This window comes from Microbacterium sp. R1 (assembly GCF_015159725.1).
Lineage (GTDB): Bacteria > Actinomycetota > Actinomycetes > Actinomycetales > Microbacteriaceae > Microbacterium > Microbacterium oxydans.
Window position 1 is genome coordinate 2,348,858 of record NZ_JADDUD010000001.1, and the last position, 18,806, is coordinate 2,367,663.

The 18,806-nt window shown below is 68.1% G+C and carries 17 protein-coding genes; 4 read left to right on the forward strand and 13 right to left on the reverse strand.

Annotated elements, in window-relative coordinates; all coding sequences use genetic code 11:
- Window positions 1-110 precede the first annotated feature (110 nt).
- Window positions 111-1,451, reverse strand: a complete 1,341-nt coding sequence (locus ILP86_RS11535; protein ID WP_113680234.1) for a class II 3-deoxy-7-phosphoheptulonate synthase — start codon at window positions 1,449-1,451, stop codon at window positions 111-113.
- A 47-nt stretch (window positions 1,452-1,498) separates the two neighbouring features.
- Window positions 1,499-2,188, reverse strand: a complete 690-nt coding sequence (locus ILP86_RS11540) for a 1-acyl-sn-glycerol-3-phosphate acyltransferase (protein ID WP_058632790.1) — start codon at window positions 2,186-2,188, stop codon at window positions 1,499-1,501.
- 151 nt (window positions 2,189-2,339) lie between these two features.
- On the opposite strand from ILP86_RS11540, the gene ILP86_RS11545 reads away from it, so the two are divergent.
- The gene (locus ILP86_RS11545; protein ID WP_058632789.1) at window positions 2,340-4,172 is read left to right on the forward strand and encodes a long-chain fatty acid--CoA ligase; all 1,833 of its coding nucleotides are present in this window, start codon (window positions 2,340-2,342) and stop codon (window positions 4,170-4,172) included.
- A 55-nt stretch (window positions 4,173-4,227) separates the two neighbouring features.
- On the opposite strand, the gene def is transcribed toward ILP86_RS11545, so the two are convergent.
- From def to ILP86_RS11560, 3 genes are all read right to left on the reverse strand, one after another.
- On the reverse strand, window positions 4,228-4,719 hold the full coding sequence (gene def, locus ILP86_RS11550) for a peptide deformylase (RefSeq protein WP_046749335.1): 492 nt from the start codon (window positions 4,717-4,719) through the stop codon (window positions 4,228-4,230).
- Entirely contained in the window at window positions 4,719-6,395 is a 1,677-nt protein-coding gene (locus ILP86_RS11555) for a MinD/ParA family protein (RefSeq protein ID WP_193761945.1), read from the reverse strand. Before ILP86_RS11555 ends, def begins: the two co-directional genes overlap by 1 nt.
- A gap of 65 nt (window positions 6,396-6,460) precedes the next feature.
- Window positions 6,461-9,868, reverse strand: coding sequence for a pyruvate carboxylase (locus tag ILP86_RS11560; RefSeq protein WP_058632787.1), 3,408 nt, complete (start codon window positions 9,866-9,868; stop codon window positions 6,461-6,463).
- Between the two features lie 93 nt (window positions 9,869-9,961).
- Between ILP86_RS11560 and ILP86_RS11565 the strand changes: the two genes are divergently transcribed.
- Complete coding sequence (locus ILP86_RS11565) at window positions 9,962-10,774, forward strand: ParA family protein (protein WP_046749338.1); 813 nt, start codon at window positions 9,962-9,964, stop codon at window positions 10,772-10,774.
- 75 nt (window positions 10,775-10,849) lie between these two features.
- Here the strand turns inward: ILP86_RS11565 and ILP86_RS11570 are convergent, their stop codons facing one another.
- The 3 genes from ILP86_RS11570 to ILP86_RS11580 form a co-directional block, all read right to left on the reverse strand.
- On the reverse strand, window positions 10,850-11,395 hold the full coding sequence (locus ILP86_RS11570; RefSeq protein ID WP_046749339.1) for a MerR family transcriptional regulator: 546 nt from the start codon (window positions 11,393-11,395) through the stop codon (window positions 10,850-10,852).
- A gap of 99 nt (window positions 11,396-11,494) precedes the next feature.
- Window positions 11,495-12,181 (reverse strand): MerR family transcriptional regulator, encoded by a 687-nt coding sequence (locus ILP86_RS11575; protein ID WP_046749340.1) that lies wholly within the window; start codon window positions 12,179-12,181, stop codon window positions 11,495-11,497.
- Entirely contained in the window at window positions 12,181-12,666 is a 486-nt protein-coding gene (locus ILP86_RS11580) for an FHA domain-containing protein (protein ID WP_046749341.1), read from the reverse strand. The genes ILP86_RS11575 and ILP86_RS11580 overlap by 1 nt, the downstream gene beginning before the upstream one ends.
- 100 nt (window positions 12,667-12,766) lie before the next feature.
- On the opposite strand from ILP86_RS11580, the gene ILP86_RS11585 reads away from it, so the two are divergent.
- Window positions 12,767-13,417, forward strand: a complete 651-nt coding sequence (locus tag ILP86_RS11585; RefSeq protein ID WP_193761946.1) for a copper resistance CopC family protein — start codon at window positions 12,767-12,769, stop codon at window positions 13,415-13,417.
- Between the two features lie 9 nt (window positions 13,418-13,426).
- Window positions 13,427-14,824, forward strand: coding sequence for a dihydrolipoyl dehydrogenase (gene lpdA / locus ILP86_RS11590; protein ID WP_046749343.1), 1,398 nt, complete (start codon window positions 13,427-13,429; stop codon window positions 14,822-14,824).
- Window positions 14,825-14,890: 66 nt separating this feature from the next.
- On the opposite strand, the gene ILP86_RS11595 is transcribed toward lpdA, so the two are convergent.
- From ILP86_RS11595 to ILP86_RS11615, 5 genes are all read right to left on the reverse strand, one after another.
- Complete coding sequence (locus tag ILP86_RS11595; RefSeq protein ID WP_193761947.1) at window positions 14,891-16,009, reverse strand: NAD(P)/FAD-dependent oxidoreductase; 1,119 nt, start codon at window positions 16,007-16,009, stop codon at window positions 14,891-14,893.
- Window positions 15,996-16,733, reverse strand: a complete 738-nt coding sequence (locus ILP86_RS11600) for a methyltransferase domain-containing protein (protein WP_193761948.1) — start codon at window positions 16,731-16,733, stop codon at window positions 15,996-15,998. The genes ILP86_RS11595 and ILP86_RS11600 overlap by 14 nt, the downstream gene beginning before the upstream one ends.
- Window positions 16,730-17,890 carry a type III polyketide synthase gene (locus tag ILP86_RS11605; RefSeq protein WP_227750957.1) on the reverse strand — a complete coding sequence of 387 codons (1,161 nt, stop codon included), beginning with the start codon at window positions 17,888-17,890 and terminating at the stop codon, window positions 16,730-16,732. The genes ILP86_RS11600 and ILP86_RS11605 overlap by 4 nt, the downstream gene beginning before the upstream one ends.
- 62 nt (window positions 17,891-17,952) lie before the next feature.
- The gene (locus ILP86_RS11610) at window positions 17,953-18,567 is read right to left on the reverse strand and encodes a CYTH domain-containing protein (protein ID WP_113680241.1); all 615 of its coding nucleotides are present in this window, start codon (window positions 18,565-18,567) and stop codon (window positions 17,953-17,955) included.
- The gene (locus ILP86_RS11615) at window positions 18,560-18,772 is read right to left on the reverse strand and encodes a hypothetical protein (protein WP_046749348.1); all 213 of its coding nucleotides are present in this window, start codon (window positions 18,770-18,772) and stop codon (window positions 18,560-18,562) included. Before ILP86_RS11615 ends, ILP86_RS11610 begins: the two co-directional genes overlap by 8 nt.
- Window positions 18,773-18,806: the final 34 nt, after the last annotated feature.

Genomic DNA, 18,806 nt, shown 5'->3' on the forward strand with positions numbered 1-18,806 from the left:
GAGGCCCTACCCGTTCGGTCGAGCGCTCGCATGTGCGACGAAGAACGAAAAGGAGCCGCCCTCCCCGATGGTCTCGGGGAGGGCGGCTCCTTTTCGTCCCGTGTGGGAGGTCAGCGCTTCTCGAGCTCCTCCGCCACCAGGAAGGCGAGCTCGAGCGACTGCATGTGATTCAGACGCGGGTCGCACAGGCTCTCGTAGCGAGTGGCCAGGGCCGCCTCGTCGATCTGCTCGGACCCGCCGAGGCACTCGGTGACGTCGTCGCCGGTCAGCTCGACGTGGATGCCGCCGGGGAACGTGCCGACCGCGCGGTGCGCTTCGAAGAAGCCCTGCACCTCGTCGACGACGTCGTCGAAGCGACGCGTCTTGTAGCCGGTCGGCGTGGTGATGCCGTTGCCGTGCATCGGGTCGGTGACCCACAACGGCTGGGCGCCGGAGTCACGGACCGCTTCGAGCAGCGGCGGCAGGGCGTCGCGGATCTTGCCCGCTCCCATGCGCGTGATGAAGGTCAGGCGCCCGGGCTCGCGCTCGGGGTCGAGCTTGTCGATCAGCGCGAGGGCGGTCTCGGGCGACGTGGTCGGTCCGAGCTTCACTCCGATGGGATTGCGGATCTTGGAGAAGTAGTCAACGTGCGCACCGTCGAGCTCACGCGTGCGCTCTCCGATCCAGAGGAAGTGGGCGGAGGTGTTGTACGGCGTGTCCGTGCGCGAGTCGATGCGCGTCATCGGACGCTCGTAGTCCATCAGCAGACCCTCGTGCCCGGTGAAGAACTCGACGCGCTTGAGTTCGTCGAAGTCGGCTCCCGCCGCTTCCATGAACTTGATCGCGCGGTCGATCTCCGCCGCCATGCGCTCGTACCGCTGGTTGGCCGGGTTCTGCGCGAAGCCCTTGTTCCAGGAGTGCACCTCGCGGAGATCGGCGAACCCGCCCTGCGTGAAGGCACGGATCAGGTTCAGCGTCGATGCCGCCGTGTGGTAGCCCTGCAGCAGTCGACCGGGATCGGCCGTGCGGGAGCCCTCGGTGAAGTCGTAGCCGTTCACGATGTCGCCGCGGTACGCGGGCAGCGTGACGTCGCCACGGGTCTCGGAGTCGCTCGAGCGCGGCTTCGCGAACTGCCCCGCCATGCGGCCCATCTTGACGATGGGCATCGAGGCGCCGTACGTGAGCACGACCGCCATCTGCAGCACCGTCTTGATGCGGTTGCGGATCTGCTCGGCAGTCGCTCCGGCGAAGGTCTCGGCGCAGTCGCCGCCCTGGAGCAGGAACGCCTGGCCGGACGCCGCGCGCGCGAGCCGGTCGCGAAGGTTGTCGACCTCGCCGGCGAAGACCAGCGGCGGGAGGGTCGCGATCTGCTGGGAGACGTCGGCGACGCGGTCCGCGTCGGGCCACTGCGGCTGCTGCTTGATGGGAAGCGAGCGCCATGCATCAAGGGCTTCGATGTGGTGCGGGAGCATGCGTTCCAGCCTAGTGGTCGCCGGTACCACCGAGATCCGCGTCGGGCCTATGTGACGCGGGGCGGGATCCGGTCCTTGACCGTCGACGCGTAGACGTCTTCGTACTTCTGCTCACCGAGACGCTGCAGCGCCACCATGATCTCGTCCGTGACCGAGCGGAGGATGTACCGATCGTTCTCCATGCCGGCGTATCGGGAGAAGTCGAGCGGCTCCCCGATCACGATTCCGACCCGCACGATGCGGGGCAGTCGCCTTCCGATGGGCATCGCTGTGTCGGTGTCGACCATGATCACCGGCACGACGGGGACCTTCGCCTCAAGCGCCATCCTGGCGATGCCGGTCCGGCCCCGGTACAGCTTGCCGTCGGGGCTACGCGTCCCCTCGGGGTAGATCCCGAGCAGATCGCCCCCGCCCAGCACCTGGAGCCCCGTGTTGAGTGACGCCTCGGAAGCCTTGCCACCCGATCGGTCGATGGGGATCTGCCCGGTGGCCTTCATGAAGAACTTCGTCGCCCACCCTTTGAGGCCCCGACCGGTGAAGTAGTCGCTCTTGGCGAGGAAGGACATCGACCGGTCGATGACCAGTGGAAGGAAGATGGAGTCTGCGAACGAGAGATGATTGCTCGCCAGGATCGCCGCCCCGTTCGCGGGCACGTTGTTCCTCCCCACGATCCACGGGCGGAACACCGCCTTGACCACGGGGCCGATCACCACGTACTTCATCAGCCAGTAGAACATCGTGGTGAAGTCTAGCGCCGCGCCCGGGCTCCGACCGAGCGGTCTCTTCGGCTCTCCCGCTTCCGCGACCCAGTTCCACCTGGAGAGCGACTGGGTTCCATGCCCTAGACTCGATGGAAGTCCGTGCCCGACCGGTACCGAAGGAGCTGCCGTGGTCCAGTTTGAAGTCCCCGCGATCGTCCCCGCCGATCCCGACGCGAACGTCGCCGACCTCCTGGTGAAGCGCGTGGAGGCGACGCCGGATCGGGCGTTGTTCTCCGTCCCGGAGGGAGACGGGTGGCGCGACATCTCCGCCGCCGACTTCCAGACCGCGGTGATCGCCCTCGCGAAGGGCTTCGCCGCAGCAGGCATCCAGCCCGGAGAGAAGGTCGGCTTCCTGGCGCGCACCACATACGAGTGGACCCTCGTCGACTTCGCGTTGTTCTACACCGGCGCCGTGATGGTGCCGATCTATGAGACCAGCTCCCCCTCGCAGATCCAGTGGATCCTCGAAGACTCCGGTGCGATCGCGCTCATCGTGGAGTCGCCGGAGCATTTCGCCCGCGTCGACGAGGTGCGCGGCGACCTGCCGCTGCTCCGCGAAGTCTGGCAGCTGCACCTCGGAGCGATCGACACTCTGACGGCCCAGGGCGCGTCGGTGAGCGACTCCGAGATCGAGCGCCGGCGAAACCTCGCTGTCGGTTCCGACATCGCGACGCTCATCTACACCTCGGGGTCCACAGGCCGCCCGAAGGGATGCGTCCTCACGCACAGCAACTTCGTCGAGCTGTCGCGCAACTCGGCGAAGGCACTGGACGAAGTCGTCCAGACGCCCGGCGCATCCACACTCCTCTTCATCACCACCGCGCACGTGTTCGCGCGATTCATCTCGATCCTCGATGTCCACGCCGGAGTGCGCACCGGGCACCAGCCCGACACGCGCCAGCTCCTGCCTGCACTCGGGTCGTTCAAGCCGACCTTCCTCCTCGCCGTGCCGCGCGTCTTCGAGAAGGTCTACAACTCGGCGGAGCAGAAGGCGGAAGCCGGGGGCAAGGGGAAGATCTTCCGCGCCGCCGCCGAGGTCGCGGTCGAGCACTCGAAGCTGCTCGAGGAGGGCAAGCCGATCCCGTTCGGCATGAAGCTCAAGTTCGCGCTGTTCAACAAGCTCGTCTACAGCAAGCTCCGTGAGGCCATGGGCGGCAACGTCGTCTACGCGGTGTCCGGCTCCGCTCCCTTGGGCTCACGACTCGGACACTTCTTCCACAGCCTCGGTGTGGTGATCCTCGAGGGCTACGGCCTGACGGAGACGACGGCCCCCGCGACGGTGAATCTGGCGGACAAGTCGAAGATCGGCACCGTCGGTCCCGCTCTCCCCGGCGTCGGTGTGCGTCTCGCCGACGACGGCGAGATCGAGGTCCGCGGCATCAACGTGTTCAAGGAGTACTGGAACAACCCGGAGGCGACGGCCGACGCCTTCAGCGAAGGCGGCTGGTTCCACACGGGCGACATCGGCAGCTTCGACTCCGAGGGATTCCTGACGATCACCGGCCGCAAGAAGGAGATCATCGTCACCGCCGGCGGCAAGAACGTCGCACCCGCCGCGCTCGAGGACCCGATCCGCGCGAACCCGATCATCGGGCAGGTCGTCGTGGTCGGCGACCAGCGTCCGTTCATCTCGGCCCTGGTGACGCTCGACCCCGAAATGCTCCCGACATGGCTCGCGAACAACGGACTCGAGGGCACGATGTCGCTCGCCGATGCTTCGAAGAACGCGGCGGTGCGCGCGGAGGTGCAGCGTGCGGTCGATGCCGCGAACGGCCGTGTCTCGCGCGCGGAGTCGATCCGCAAGTTCACGATCCTCGACTCCGAGTGGACGGAAGCCTCCGGTCACCTGACGCCGAAGCTCTCGATCAAGCGCAACATCATCATGAACGACTTCGCCGACGAGATCGCCGCGATCTATGACGAGCCCGTCGCCACCACGAACGTGCCGATCGGCGGCTGACCCTGAGGACACGAAGAAGGGCCCCGCAGGTGCGGGGCCCTTCTTCGTGTGCTCATCAGAACCAGGAACTCTCCCGCACCTCCCGCATCGCGATCTTGCGCGTTTCCGGGTCGAGGCGAGTCAGGAAGAGCTTGCCGTCCAGGTGATCGGTCTCGTGCTGCAGAGCCTGGGCGAGGAGGCCCTCGCCTTCGAGGACCACCGGGTTGCCGTCGAGGTCGATTCCCTCCACGCGTGCCCATGGATGGCGCTGCGCGTCGTGCCACAGGCCGGGAACCGAGAGGCAGCCCTCCCCCGTCGGCTCGGGCTCGCCGCGGACTTCGGTCAGCACGGGGTTGAGGACATATCCGATGTCACCGTCGATGTTGTAGCTGAACGCGCGCAGGGCGACGCCGATCTGAGGCGCGGCCACGCCTGCGCGCCCGGGGAGCTCGACGGTATCGACCAGGTCTGCGACGAGGGCGCGCACTCCGTCGTCGATCTCCTCGATCGGGGCGCAGACCGTGCGCAGGACGGGGTCGCCGAAGATGCGGATCTCGCGGACGGCCATCAGGCGGCCTTCGCCCGGAGGCCCTCGACGAGCAACGCGGCGAGTTCGCGGGCGGCGATCCGTGTCTCCGGCAGGAGGTTGGCGAACACTATCGCCCCTCCCCCGGCGATCTGCGGGTCGTACGGCACGCGGACGACACTCCGGGCCCGCGTGGCGAAGTGCGCCTGCAGTTCGTTCAGACGCACGAGCGGAGCGCCCGGCGTGGACTGATTGAGGACGACGATCGCTTCCCTCGCCTGCTCCGCGTACCCGTTGGTCTCGAGCCACGTGAGCGTCTCGGATGCGAGTCTCGCCTCGTCCACGCTGAGCCCCGAGACGATGACGATCTGATCCGCCAGGTCGAGGGTCGCCGACATCACCGAGTGGACGATCCCCGTCCCCGTGTCGGTGAGGACGAGCGAGTAGTAGTGAGCGGCGACGTCCGCGACGTCGCGGTAGTCGCTGTCGCTGAAGGCCTCAGCGATGCGCGGGTCGGCATCGGAGGCCAGGACGTCGAGGCGTGTCGCGTCACGCGCAACGATCGCGGAGATGTCGTGGTAACCCCTGACGTCGTCGTGGATCCGGACGAGGTCGCGCACCGACTTGCTGTGGTTCGGTCGCACGATCCGCTCCGCGAGCGTGCCACGGTCGGGGTTCGCGTCGACCGCGATCACCCGGTCCTCACGCGCATCGGCCAGGGCCATGCCCAGGAGCGCGGTGATCGTGGTCTTGCCCACCCCTCCCTTGCGGGAGAGCACCGGCACGAAGCGCGCTCCGCCCGCGATCGGCGCCGCGATCCGCGCGGAGAGGGCTTTGCGCTCCCGCGCGCGGCGCCCGTCGCCGATGTTGATCCGCCGGCCGGAGACCGCGTACAGCAGATGACTCCACGCTCCCTCAGGCTCGGGCTTGGTGATCTGATGCGGATCGAGCAGTCGGTCTGCCGTCAGCAGATCAGCGGATTCGCGTGAGGATTCGCCCAGCTCATCCAGGCGCTTCGACGTGAGTGTCACGTCCGCACGACCCGCCGGGCGTGCCGGCTGGGCCACGACGGGCCTCTCTTCGGGGATGGACACGGTGGTCTCCTTCTCAGCGGGTGTCCGCACGGCGGGTGCCGGTGCAGATGCCGTCGTCTCGGTCCGGGCCTGAGCGAGGAAACGCGCCGCAGCCGCTTCCTCGGCAGCCTCTTCTGCGGCAGCCGCTTCCTCGGCAGCACGCGCACGAACGGCGTCGGGGTCGTCGGCGATCGAGTCGCCGGGCTCCTCGTCATCGACGATCACGGCATCGATGACGGCGTCCGCATGCGGACGCGAACCGATCGCTGTCGCATCGATCGCGATCGGCTCGATCACGGGCGAATCGATCACACCGGTGACGACATCGGGCTCTGCGGGCGGCTCCTCCGCCGACGCCGCATCGATCGAGGGTACCTCGGGCAACGGCTTCGTCTTCGTCTTCGTCTTCGCCGGAAACGCCGTCTCCTGTTCGACGGCAGGCACCGGATCGATCACGAGGTCTCCGATGACCTCGCCGTCGATCACCTCGTCGTCGGCGAGATCGTCGTCCTCGTTCATTGGCAGGGTCACACGGACCTGGGCCGTCCCGCCGAGGATGCCGATACCGGCCGTGTCGAGAGACGCGGCTTCGTCGAGCACCCCCAGCGAGTCGTCCTCGGGGTCGGTGGTGTTCTTCGGTGTCACGATGTCGCTCCAAGCCTGCGCGAGCCCCGGGTGCGCACGGATGCGCGGCCCTCGCCCGCACAAGATTAGTGCGCCGGGCGGATCACGACCAAAAGATCTCCGGCGTCCACCTGCTGCGTCTCGGCGATGGCGTGCCGCTCGATGACACCGTCGACGGGTGCGGTGATGGCCGCCTCCATCTTCATCGCCTCGATGGATGCGACGGGTTCACCGGCGTGCACGGTGGCCCCCACCTCGGCCTTCAACGTGACGACACCGGAGAACGGTGCGGCGACCTGGCCGGGAACCGAGGTGTCCGCCTTCTCCACCTCGATCGCATCGACCTTGACCGCGCGATCACGGACGAACACCGGACGAAGCTGCCCGTTGAGGGTGGTCATGACCGTGCGCATGCCCTTGTCATCCGCGTCGCCGATGGCCTCGAGTCCCACGTAGAGCCGCACGCCCCGGTCGATCTCGACCTGATGCTCCTGGCCGGCGACGAGGCCATAGAGGTAGTCGCTGGTGTCGAGCACCGAGAGGTCGCCGAACAGTTCACGGCGCTCGGCGAACTCCGCACTCGGCGCAGGGAACAGCAGGGTGTTGAGCCGCGCTCTGCGCTCAGAGCTGGTGCCACCGAGCGCTGCTTCATCGTCCGCGGTGATCGCCGTGATCCCGGTGCGCACCGACCGTCCTGCGAGGACCTTGGTACGGAACGGCTCTGGCCATCCGCCGGGAAGGTCGCCGAGTTCACCAGCCATGAATCCGACGACCGAGTCCGGCACGTCGTACTTCTCGGGGTTGGCCTCGAAGTCGGCCGGATCGGCTTTCACCGCCGCGAGATGGAGCGCGAGGTCTCCGACGACCTTCGACGACGGCGTGACCTTGGGCACCCGCCCGAGGATGCGGTCCGCGGCGGCGTACATGTCCTCGATGAGTTCGAAGTCGTCGGCCAGACCGAGTGCCTTCGCCTGCTGCCGGAGGTTGGAGAGCTGGCCGCCGGGGATCTCGTGGTGGTAGACACGGCCCGTGGGTCCGGGCAGTCCCGACTCGAAAGGCGCATACTGGCGACGGACCGCCTCCCAGTACGGCTCCAGGTCGGAGACCGCTCCCAGGGAGATGCCGCTGTCGCGCTCCGTGTGGGCGAGCGCAGCCACCAGGGACGACAGCGAGGGCTGGCTCGTGCTCCCCGAAAGGGGTGCCGATGCGGCGTCCACCGCGTCGACGCCGGCCGCGCTGGCGGCGAGAAGCGTGGCGAGCTGGCCTCCGGGGGTGTCGTGCGTGTGCAGATGCACGGGCAGGTCGAAGCGCTCGCGCAGCGCCGTCACCAGCTTGGCCGCCGCCGCGGGTCGCAGCAGACCAGCCATGTCCTTGATGGCGATGATGTGCGCGCCAGCTTCGACGATCTGATCCGCCAGGCCCAGGTAGTAGTCGAGCGTGTAGAGGTCTTCTGCCGGATCGAGCAGGTCACCGGTGTAGCAGAGCGCGACCTCGGCGACGGCGGTCCCCGTGTTGCGGACGGCCTCGATCGCCGGACGCATCTGCTCGACGTCGTTGAGGGCGTCGAAGATGCGGAAGATGTCCACCCCGCTGGCGGCCGCCTCGGCGACGAACGCCTCGGTCACCGCGGTGGGGTACGGGGTGTATCCGACCGTGTTGCGCCCGCGCAGCAGCATCTGGATCGCCACGTTCGGGAGCGCGGCCCTGAGCTTGTCGAGTCTCTCCCAGGGGTCTTCGCCGAGGAAGCGCAGCGCGACGTCGTATGTCGCCCCTCCCCACGCCTCGACCGACAGCAACTCGGGAGTCAGCCGTGCGAGATAAGGAGCCGCGGCGACGAGGTCCTTCGTGCGCACACGCGTGGCGAGGAGGGACTGATGCGCGTCACGGAAGGTGGTGTCGGTGATCGCCAGCGCCGTCTGCGCACGGAGACTGCGGGCGAAACCCTCCGGTCCCCGTTCGAGAAGCCTCTGGCGAGAGCCCGGAGCCGGCTCGGTCGTCAGATCGACGGAAGGAAGCTTGGCGACCGGATCGATGACGCCGGGGTGTGCACCGTGCGGCTTGTTCACCGTGACGTCGACCAGCCAGTTGAGCAGCTTCGTTCCACGGTCCTTCGAAACCCGGCCACGCAGCAGCTCTGGACGCTCATCGATGAAGGACGTGCTGACGTCACCAGCGATGAACGCGTCATCTTCCAGGAGAGCCTGGAGGAAGGGGATGTTGGTGGAGACACCCCGGATGCGGAACTCCGCGAGCGCTCGACGTGCGCGGGCGACCGCCGCAGGGAAGTCACGACCGCGGCACGTGAGCTTCGCGAGCATCGAGTCGAAGTGAGGGCTGATCTGTGCGCCCTGGTGCACCGTGCCGCCGTCGAGACGGATGCCGGCGCCTCCCGGCGAGCGGTAGGTGGTGATCTTGCCGGTGTCAGGACGGAATCCCTGAGTGGGATCCTCCGTCGTGATCCGGCATTGGAGCGCCGCTCCGCGCAGGTGCAGATTCTGCTGCTGCAGACCGAGGTCGGCGAGGGTCTGGCCGGAGGCGATGCGCATCTGGCTCTGCACGAGGTCGACGTCGGTGACCTCCTCTGTGACCGTGTGCTCGACCTGGATGCGCGGATTCATCTCGATGAAGACGACCTCGCCCGTGCGCTCCCCCGCGGTCTCCAGCAGGAACTCGACGGTTCCCGCGTTCTCGTAGCCGATCGACCGGGCGAAGGCCACGGCGTAGCCGTGCAGCGCCGTCCGCACGCTGTCGTCGAGGTTCGGCGCCGGAGCGATCTCCACGACCTTCTGGTGGCGCCGCTGCACCGAACAGTCGCGCTCGAACAGGTGGACCGTCTCACCCGTCTTGTCGGCGAGGATCTGCACCTCGATGTGCCGAGGGCGCACGACCGCCTGCTCGAGGAACATCCGGGCGTCCCCGAACGCGCTCGCAGCTTCCCGCATCGCCTCCGCGAGAGCGGGCGCGAGATCACCTGCCGTCTCGACACGACGCATCCCGCGGCCTCCACCACCGGCCACGGCCTTGGCGAACAGCGGGAAGCCGATCTCCGCCGACTGGGCGACGAGTGCATCGACGTCGTCGGAGGCTTCTGTGGATCGCAGCACCGGCACTCCGGCCTCGACCGCGTGCCGCTTCGCCTCGACCTTGTTCCCCGCCATCTCGAGCACATTCGAGGGTGGGCCGATGAACACGATGCCGTTCGCTGCGGCCTTCTCGGCGAGCTCCGGGTTCTCGGAGAGGAACCCGTACCCGGGGTAGATCGCATCGGCGCCGGACTCCAGCGCGACCCGGATGATCTCGTCGACGTCGAGGTAGGCGCGGACGGGATGACCGCGTTCGCCGATCTCATAGGCCTCATCGGCCTTCAGCCGATGCACGGAGCCGCGATCTTCGTAAGGGAACACCGCGACGGTGCGCGCTCCCACTTCGACTGCCGCACGGAAGGCGCGGATCGCGATCTCGCCGCGATTCGCCACAAGGATCTTCTGGAACATGCACACCTCTGGAAGCTCGATGCGCAGCTTTTTCGATGCGCATGGGGCGGGGCTGAGTGTTCCCCCAGCCTAGGGGAAGGTAACGTTGTCTCCGTGCACGTACTCAGCGTCAGCTCTCTCAAGGGAGGCGTCGGCAAGACGACCGTGACACTCGGGCTGGCCTCAGCGGCTTTCGCCCGAGGAGTCCGGACGCTCGTCGTCGACCTCGACCCGCAGTCCGACGTCTCCACCGGGATGGACATCCAGGTGGCCGGACGACTCAACATCGCCGATGTCCTGGCGAACCCGAAGGAGAAGGTCGTCCGTCAGGCGATCACGTCCAGCGGGTGGGCGAAGGTGCACCCCGGGACGATCGATGTCCTCATCGGCAGTCCCTCCGCGATCAATTTCGACGGCCCGCACCCGAGCGTGCGCGACGTGTGGAAGCTGGAGGAGGCTCTCGCATCCGTCGAGTCCGAGTACGACCTCGTGCTCGTCGACTGCGCACCGTCGCTGAATGCCCTGACCCGCACGGCGTGGGCGGCGAGCGACCGCGTCATGGTCGTCACCGAGCCCGGCCTCTTCTCCGTCGCCGCAGCCGACCGTGCCCTCCGCGCGATCGAGGAGATCCGCCGCGGTCTCTCGCCGCGACTCCAGCCGCTCGGCATCGTGGTGAACCGCGTGCGTCCGCAGTCCATCGAGCACCAGTTCCGCATCAAGGAGCTCCGCGACATGTTCGGCCCTCTCGTGCTCTCCCCCCAGCTTCCGGAACGCACGTCTCTGCAGCAGGCGCAGGGCGCCGCCAAGCCCCTGCACATCTGGCCGGGCGACTCCGCTCAGGAACTCGCCGCCGACTTCGACCAGCTGCTCGACCGCATCATCCGCACCGGACGCATCGCCGTGCCCGAGAGCGGTCAGCAGAGCTGACACGTCCGACGCATACAGCGAAACGGCCACCCTCTTCGAGGACGGCCGTTTTCTGTCTGTGGGTGAGGCGCTGTATCACGCCGAGCGCTTGGTCCGGCGCGCCGACAGCTCGTCGACCGGGTCGGGCGCCGTCGCGTCGAAGGAGACGAGCGTCGACTCCACCTCGCGGAGGACCTTGCCGACGGCGATGCCGAACACACCCTGCCCGCGGCTGACGAGGTCGATGACCTCGTCGTTCGACGTGCAGAGGTAGACCGAGGCTCCGTCGCTCATGAGCGTGGTTCCGGCCAGGTCGCGGATACCGGCACGCCGGAGCTCTTCGACGGCCGTGCGGATCTGCTGCAGCGAGATGCCGGTGTCGAGAAGGCTCTTCACCAGCTTGAGGACGAGGATGTCACGGAAGCCGTAGAGACGCTGCGAGCCGGAGCCGTTCGCGCCGCGCACGGTGGGCTCGACCAGCTCGGTGCGCGCCCAGTAGTCGAGCTGACGGTAGGTGATACCGGCGGCACGCGCTGCGACCGCACCACGGTAGCCGACCTCGTCATCCATGGCCGGGAGTCCGTCGGTGAAGAGGAGTTCGGGTACGAACCGCGGGTCGCCTGCGAGCTCATCCGCATTCATCTGAAATCCTCTCTGGAACGGTTTCTTCCACGGTAGAGCAGTGCCAGGGCACCGGCAATCACATCCGTGTGGCCGCGAAGGTGTGTCGCAATCAGTTCGTTACGAAAGCACGCGCGAGAGCGCATCCTTGACGAAGAGCGATCGCACCTCGTCGATGCGCGAGGCCAGTTCGGGGGCGAGTTCGCTGGCCTTCGCCCGTGACGCGGCGTCGGTCCGGCGCAGCAGCGCGGACATGGCGGATTCGATCAGGGCGACCTCACGTTCGGCGCCCTGACGCAGCGAGCGCAGGTGCCGTGGCTCGATGCCGTGGCGGTCGAGCGCGACCAGGCCGCGCAGCAGCGTCACGGTCGCCTCGGGATAGCTCTCCTGCGCGGTGATGACCCCTGTGCTGATCGCGTCGTTGAGAAGCTGCGGTCCCGCTCCCGCCGCGGCGAGGAGTTCGTCTCGGCGATAGCGACGGGGCGACGGGGCGATGGACGGCGGTGGCAGCAGCGGGGTCGAGTCCCCGGCGGCATCGGCCTCGTCGAGTTGCTCGCGGATCACGCTCAACGGAAGGTAGTGATCGCGCTGCAGGGTGAGCCCGAGACGGAGACGCTCGATGTCGGACGCCGAGAACTTCCGGTAGCCGGAGTCCGTGCGAGAAGGACTGACGATGCCCTGCACCTCGAGGAACCGCAGTTTGCTGGAGGTCAGGTCGGGAAACTCCGGGGTGAGCCTCGCGAGCACCTGACCGATACTCAGCAGGCCCGCGGACGCAGAGCGTTCGCGGGCGGGAGAGGCCGCCATCAGGCGTTCGCCGCCTGGCGGTCCTGCGGGGAGGCGAAGAAGTTCAGACGGAACTTGCCGACGCGGAGTTCGGAGCCGTCAGCCAGAGTGCTGCGGTCGACGCGCTCACCGTTGACATAGGTGCCGTTGAGCGAGCGCTGGTCGATGATCTCGAACGTCGATCCCGTGCGGGTGATCTCCGCATGCCGACGGGAGACGGTCACATCGTCGAAGAAGATGTCGGCCTCGGGGTGGCGACCCACGGTCGTCACATCGGTGTCGAGGAGGTACCGCGCCCCGGCGAGAGCGCCGGAACGGACCAGCAGAAGAGCCGATCCTGCAGGCAGCGCGGCGATGGCCGTCTGCTCGACGTCGGTGAGCTCCACACCGAACGGCACGAAGGACAGATCGGAATCGTGTCCGAACGTCTGCGTCACGTCGTGTCTCTGCTCACCGGAACGGTGGATCGCGGCTTCTCCGGCCGGTCGGCTGTCGCTGTCAGTCACTGTGCCCTCCTGGTTGTCCAGACTAACGGATGCCGAGGGGCTCGCGGGAGGGCGCATCCACACTCAGCCGTCCCATACCGAGGATTCATAGGCTGTACTCGTGAAGACCAAAGCTCTGAGCCGCTCGGCCGCACCGATCGCCCTCGCCACGACCCTGCTCGCCGCCTTCCTCGTGTTCCTCTCCCCGCTGTCGGCCTCGGCGCACGACGCGCTCGTCTCGTCGTCACCGGCAGCCGACGAGTCGGTCGAGACGGTCCCCGACACGCTGACCCTCACCTTCAGCGCGAAGCTGATCGGCGGCGAGGGCGCGACCGAGGTCGTCGTGACCGACCCCGCGGGGAACCCGATCACGGACGGGCCGGCGACGGTCGACGGTGCGATCGTCACGCAGCCCCTGCAGGGCGCGGGACCGGCCGGTGCCTATCACGTGATCTGGAAGGTCGTGTCGAGCGACGGGCACCCCACCTCCGGCGAGTACTCCTTCACCGTGACCGTGGGGGACGAAGGAGCCGCCACGGAGGAGCCCAGCGCCGCACCGACGACGGCCGCGCCGACCGCGGAGCAGACGGCATCCCCCGAGGTGACGAGCACGCCGACCGCGAACGCGGATGACGAGGCGGGTGGATCGGCGGCGATCTGGATCGTCGCGATCCTCGCTGTGCTCGTGGTCGCCGGCGTGGTCGTCTGGATCGTCATGAGCCGCCGCCGAGGCGCGGCCGCGACCGATTCCGACACCCCCCCGGAGCGATAGGCTTAAGGCATGCCACACTACGACGTCGTCATCCTTGGTGCAGGTCCTGGCGGATACGTCGCTGCGGTTCGCAGCGCGCAGCTCGGTCTCTCCACCGCCATCATCGAGGAGAAGTACTGGGGTGGTGTCTGCCTCAACGTCGGCTGCATCCCCTCCAAGGCGCTCCTGAAGAACGCGGAGCTCGCGCACACCCTGAACCACAAGGCCGACTTCTTCGGGATCTCCGGCGAGTTCACGATCGACTTCGGCAAGGCGTTCGACCGCAGCCGCGAGGTCGCGGAGGGTCGCGTCAAGGGCATCCACTTCCTGATGAAGAAGAACAAGGTGACCGAGTACAACGGTCGCGGCACCTTCACCGGCCCCAAGGCGATCTCGGTCGCCAAGGCCGACGGCTCCACCGAAGAGGTCACGTTCGACAACGTGATCATCGCCACCGGCTCCAAGGTGCGTCTGCTCCCCGGCGTCACGCTCAGCGAGAACGTCGTCACCTACGAAGAGCAGATCATGACCCGGGACCTGCCCGAGTCGATCGTCATCGTCGGCGCCGGCGCCATCGGCATGGAGTTCGCCTACGTCCTGACGAACTACGGCGTCAAGGTGACCATCATCGAGTTCCTCGACCGCGCACTCCCCAACGAGGATGCGGACGTGTCGAAGGAGATCACGAAGCAGTACAAGAACTACGGCGTCGACATCCTCACCTCGACCAAGGTCGAGTCGGTCGTCGACAACGGCTCGTCCGTCACCGTCACCTACACCGGCAAGGACGGACAGCAGTCGTCGATCGAGGCCGGCAAGGTTCTCATGTCGGTCGGGTTCGCCCCGAACATCGAGGGCTTCGGCCTGGAGAAGACCGGCGTGAAGCTGACCGAGCGCGGCGCGATCGACATCGACGACCACATGCGCACCAATGTGGAGGGCATCTACGCGATCGGCGATGTGACCGCCAAGCTGCAGCTCGCCCACGTGGCCGAGGCCCAGGGTGTGGTCGCGGCCGAGACCATCGGCGGCGCCGAGACCCAGACGCTGGGCGACTACCGCATGATGCCGCGTGCGACGTTCTGCTCCCCGCAGGTCGCCTCGTTCGGCCTCACCGAGCAGCAGGCCAAGGACGAGGGACGCGAGATCAAGGTCGCGACCTTCCCGTTCATGGCGAACGGCAAGGCACACGGCCTCGGCGAGCCGGTCGGCTTCGTCAAGCTGATCGCCGACGCCGAGCACCTCGAGCTCATCGGCGCGCACATGATCGGCCCCGATGTGTCGGAGCTCCTCCCCGAGCTGACGCTCGCACAGAAGTGGGACCTCACGGCTCTCGAGCTGGCCCGCAACGTGCACACGCACCCGACGCTGTCGGAGGCGCTGCAGGAGGGCTTCCACGGCCTCGCAGGCCACATGATCAACTTCTGATCGAGACTCCGCAGAAGGCCCGGTCCGCGCACAGCGGACCGGGCCTTCTGCATCCCGGAGCCGGCGTCAGATCCCGCGCATCGTGAGCAGACCCGTCGTCCAGCCCCGCAACGGCGCCGAACCGAGGGCGCGCATCACCAGCTCCCTGCCCTGCACGACCGCAGCCGGCGCCGGCGCGCCCATCGACATGTAGAACCTCGAGCGTCGTCCGGCCATGGCGGCAGCCCGGCGCACGCGATGGTCGTAGGCGGCGAGGTCGGGAACCCGTGTCGGGAGGGAACGGACGAGCTGCTCGGCGAGGCGCACGGCGTCGGCCCACCCCAGGTTCATCCCTTGCCCTCCGATCGGGCTGACCTCGTGCGCGGCATCGCCCAGGAGCACGGCCCTCCCCCGATGCACCCGTGTGGCCATGTGCTGCGCGGCGACGAACGACGCCGGTCGCGCGCCCACCGGGAGCTCGAGGTCGATCCCGGTGCGCTGCCGGACGGCCGTGCGGAAGCCCGCTGCGGAACCGACCCCCTCGTCCCCCTCCCTCACCACCCATCGGCGCCACCCACCCGGCAGCGGGAAGCACTCGACGAGTCCATCCGGCTCGCAGTGCAGGATCGCGCGGTCACCCGGAGTCTCGTCGTGCACGTCGAGCATCGAATACGACCCGCGCCCCGGCCGAGGACGCCAGCCGATCCGCAGGTCACCGCGCAGTCGGCTCCGCACCCCGTCGGCGACCACCACCATCGATGCGGTGACCTCGCGCGATCCTTCGATCGTCTCCGTCGCGACGACGACCTCGTCATTGGTCTGGCGCACCTCGCGCACCTCGCAGCCGACGACCAGAGCGTCGGGAGCGAGCGCGCGCAGACGGGCGCGCAGCACCGCATCCGTGTGAGGTTGCGGAAGCACCAGGACCGGGCGGTCGCGGTCGAAGGTCAGCGTCGCCAGAGTCCGCCGACGGCTACGCACCTCGCCGCCCGCGAGTCGCAGCGCCTCCGCCCGCACCTCGCCGCCGACCCCTGCCGCGTCCAGGGCATCCAGGCCGGGACGGTGGATGCCGATGGCTCTGGTCCGGTCGTCGGTCCCCGTCCGCCGCTCGCAGATCGTCACCCGCAGCCCCTCCTGCGCCAACAGACAGGCCAGCAGCAGACCGACAGGACCCGCACCGACGATCAGGGCGTCATGTTCGGGCATGCGCTCCCACCCACCGCAGCTCCAGTCGAGAGGGCACGCCGCCGCGGACGACCCATCCGGGAGGAGCGATCGCCCTGAGCTCGGCCGTCGTGTACGAGCGGCGGATGCTGATGAGACCGTCCTCACGGATGAACGAGTCCGCGAGGAGGGTGCTCGAGATCGTCCAGGTGGCTGCGGAGAACAGCGCATGAGCAGTGCGACTCCGGGCGATGTCACGGTGCGAGACCATCCCGCCGGGAGCGACGAGCCGCACGGAGTCGTCGAGCACCGTCCGCAGCTCGGCATCGTCGAGATGATGCAGCACGTGATTGGACAGCACCATGTCGTAGATCTCTCCCGCAGCCACCAGCTCGGTCGTGAGGGCACGACGGTAGCGGATGCCCGCGCCGCGATCGTGCGCCGATGCCCAGCGGATCGCCCGCACGTCGGCGTCGAGCGCGGTGACCTCTGCATCGAAGCCGTCCCGACGCAGTCTCCAGGCGAGCAGCCGACAGAGATCTCCCCCACCCGCACCGATGTCGAGGATACGCAAGGCGCGCGACTGCTCCCTGGCGTGCGCGGCCCGTGGCCGGACGTCACGCCGGTAGAGGCTACCCGGGCGGGAGACCAGAGCGTTCACGAACCCGAACCGCCCATAGGTCCGGGCCAGCATCCGTGCATCGGCGTCCGGGTCGTCCATCAACTCGCGGGTGTCGACGTCCCGCGTCGTGAGAGGCCGGGTCATGAACGAGGCGGTGCCACGACGGTCATCAGCGCGCTCTCGGCGGTCAGCCCCGGCCCGAAAGCCATCGCGGAGACGCGGTCACCGGCACGGGCACCCTCCTCCTCGAGGATCCGTTTCAGGATGAACAGCACGGTCGCGCTGGACATGTTGCCGTTGTTCCGCAGCACCTCCCTGGCCGGGTGCAGTTGAGCGTCGCTGAGGTTCAGCCGCTCCTGCACCTTGTCGAGGATGCTGCGTCCGCCCGGATGGATGGCCCAATGCTGCACGGCTTCCCCCACGCCGCCGCCTTCGAAGGCCTGCCCGAGGTCCTCTTCCGGACTGTACAGCGGCCGGAGCGCACCGATGATGGTCTCGCCGATGATCTGCGGGACGGCCGTGGAGAGGATCATCTCGAAACCGGTGTCTCCGATCGTCCAGGCCATGTCCTTCTCGCCCTCCGGCGCGATCGCGGTGTGGAAGCGATCCAGGCGCAGTGCGGAAACCGGGGAGGGAAGGTCGCGTGCCGTGACGATTCCGGCGGCCGCACCGTCGGCGAACAGCGAAGACGCGACGATCGTGTCGGGGTTCTCCGAGGTGCGAAGGTGAAGGGTGCACAGTTCGACGCTCACGACCAGGACGACCGCGTTCTCGTCCGCGGCGCAGAACTGACTCGCGGCCCGGAGCGCCGGCATCGACGCATAGCAGCCCATGAATCCGAAGTGGAAGCGCTGCACGGCATCGGAGAGGCCGAGCGCGCGCACGATCTCGTACTCGGGACCAGGGGCGTGGAACCCGGTGCAGGAGACCGTGATGACGTGTGTCACATCGGCGGGGCGGAGGTCGGGGTCGGCGTCGATCGCCCGCCGCGCGGCCTCGACGAAGAGCACGGTGGCCTCACGGGTGTAGAAGTCGTTGCGCGCTTTCGTGCCCGGAGCGAGCAGCATGCCCGTTCGGCGGTCGAAGAAGACGGGGTCGGTGACGTCCGAATCGGGTGACAGCTCATCGATCACCGTGTGGCGGGTGTCGATGCCCGAGACGTTGAACGAGGTCGTGACGATCCGTTGCGCGAGTCTTCCCAGGTCGGGCTGCTGTGCGAAGACGTCACGCACCTGCTCCTGCACGAGAACGGTGTCGGGGACGATCGTCTGCAGCGATCGAAGCACAGGCGTTCGGCTCATGGTGTCACTCAAGCACTGCGCACCGCTCGGGGGGAAGGGGTTGCGCCCGAGCGGTGTCCGCCCTAGACGCCGAGAGCTCTGGCGAGCTTCGACCCCGACGCCGACTCCGTGCCTCCGGCAGCAGCCACCGCCTGCTCCACCGCGTCGAAGAACGCGGTGCGTCCCGCCTCATCGGTGGGCGCGGCTGGACCTAGTTCCATCTCCCATTCACGCCATTCGCGCGTCACGTTCCCGCGCAGATCGGTCGCTCGCACCCGATCGTCGACGAACTCGGCGACCACCCCGTGCGGGCCGCTGAGCAGATAGGCGGTGCGGTCGTTCTCGATCCGGGCGAGCGGGGTGAGCGGAGCTGTCGTCCATTCGGAGATGGTCTCGGCCACGGCGGGAGGGAGCGTGTCGCCCTCTCCCAGCGGCCAGCCGAGTTCGAGTCGACCGTCTCCCTGTCGCGGGCCCTTCACGTGCCAGCCCTCGTCGGGGCCGCCGGTGCGACGACGCAGCGCCACTCCGGCACGCGAGAGAGTGCCGTCAGCGGTGTCGAAGTACCGGGCGTCCAGGGCGCGGACCTCTCCGGTGCTGACCGCCTCGACGCCGGGGATCCTCTCCCACCGGGGCAACGGGGTCTCGAGGTCGACGTCGTACTTGCGCTCGACCTCGACCGTGCGGGACGGCTCAGTCATCCTCGAGGGTGAGGTCCTCGAGCGACTCCTCGAACCAGTAGTCGACCTCGGTGGGACCGTCGCCCTCTCCGGTGTTCTGCGGTTCGCCGCGGCGGTTGTACACCACCTGCGTCTCGCTGTAGGGGACGATCAGCTTGTCGTCCGCGTCGCCGAGGGGGATGATCTGCCCGTCGAGCGGGCCGCCGTGAAGTCGTGCGAGTGCCATGTGCTCAGGGTAGCCCCGTCGTCGCAGAATGCGG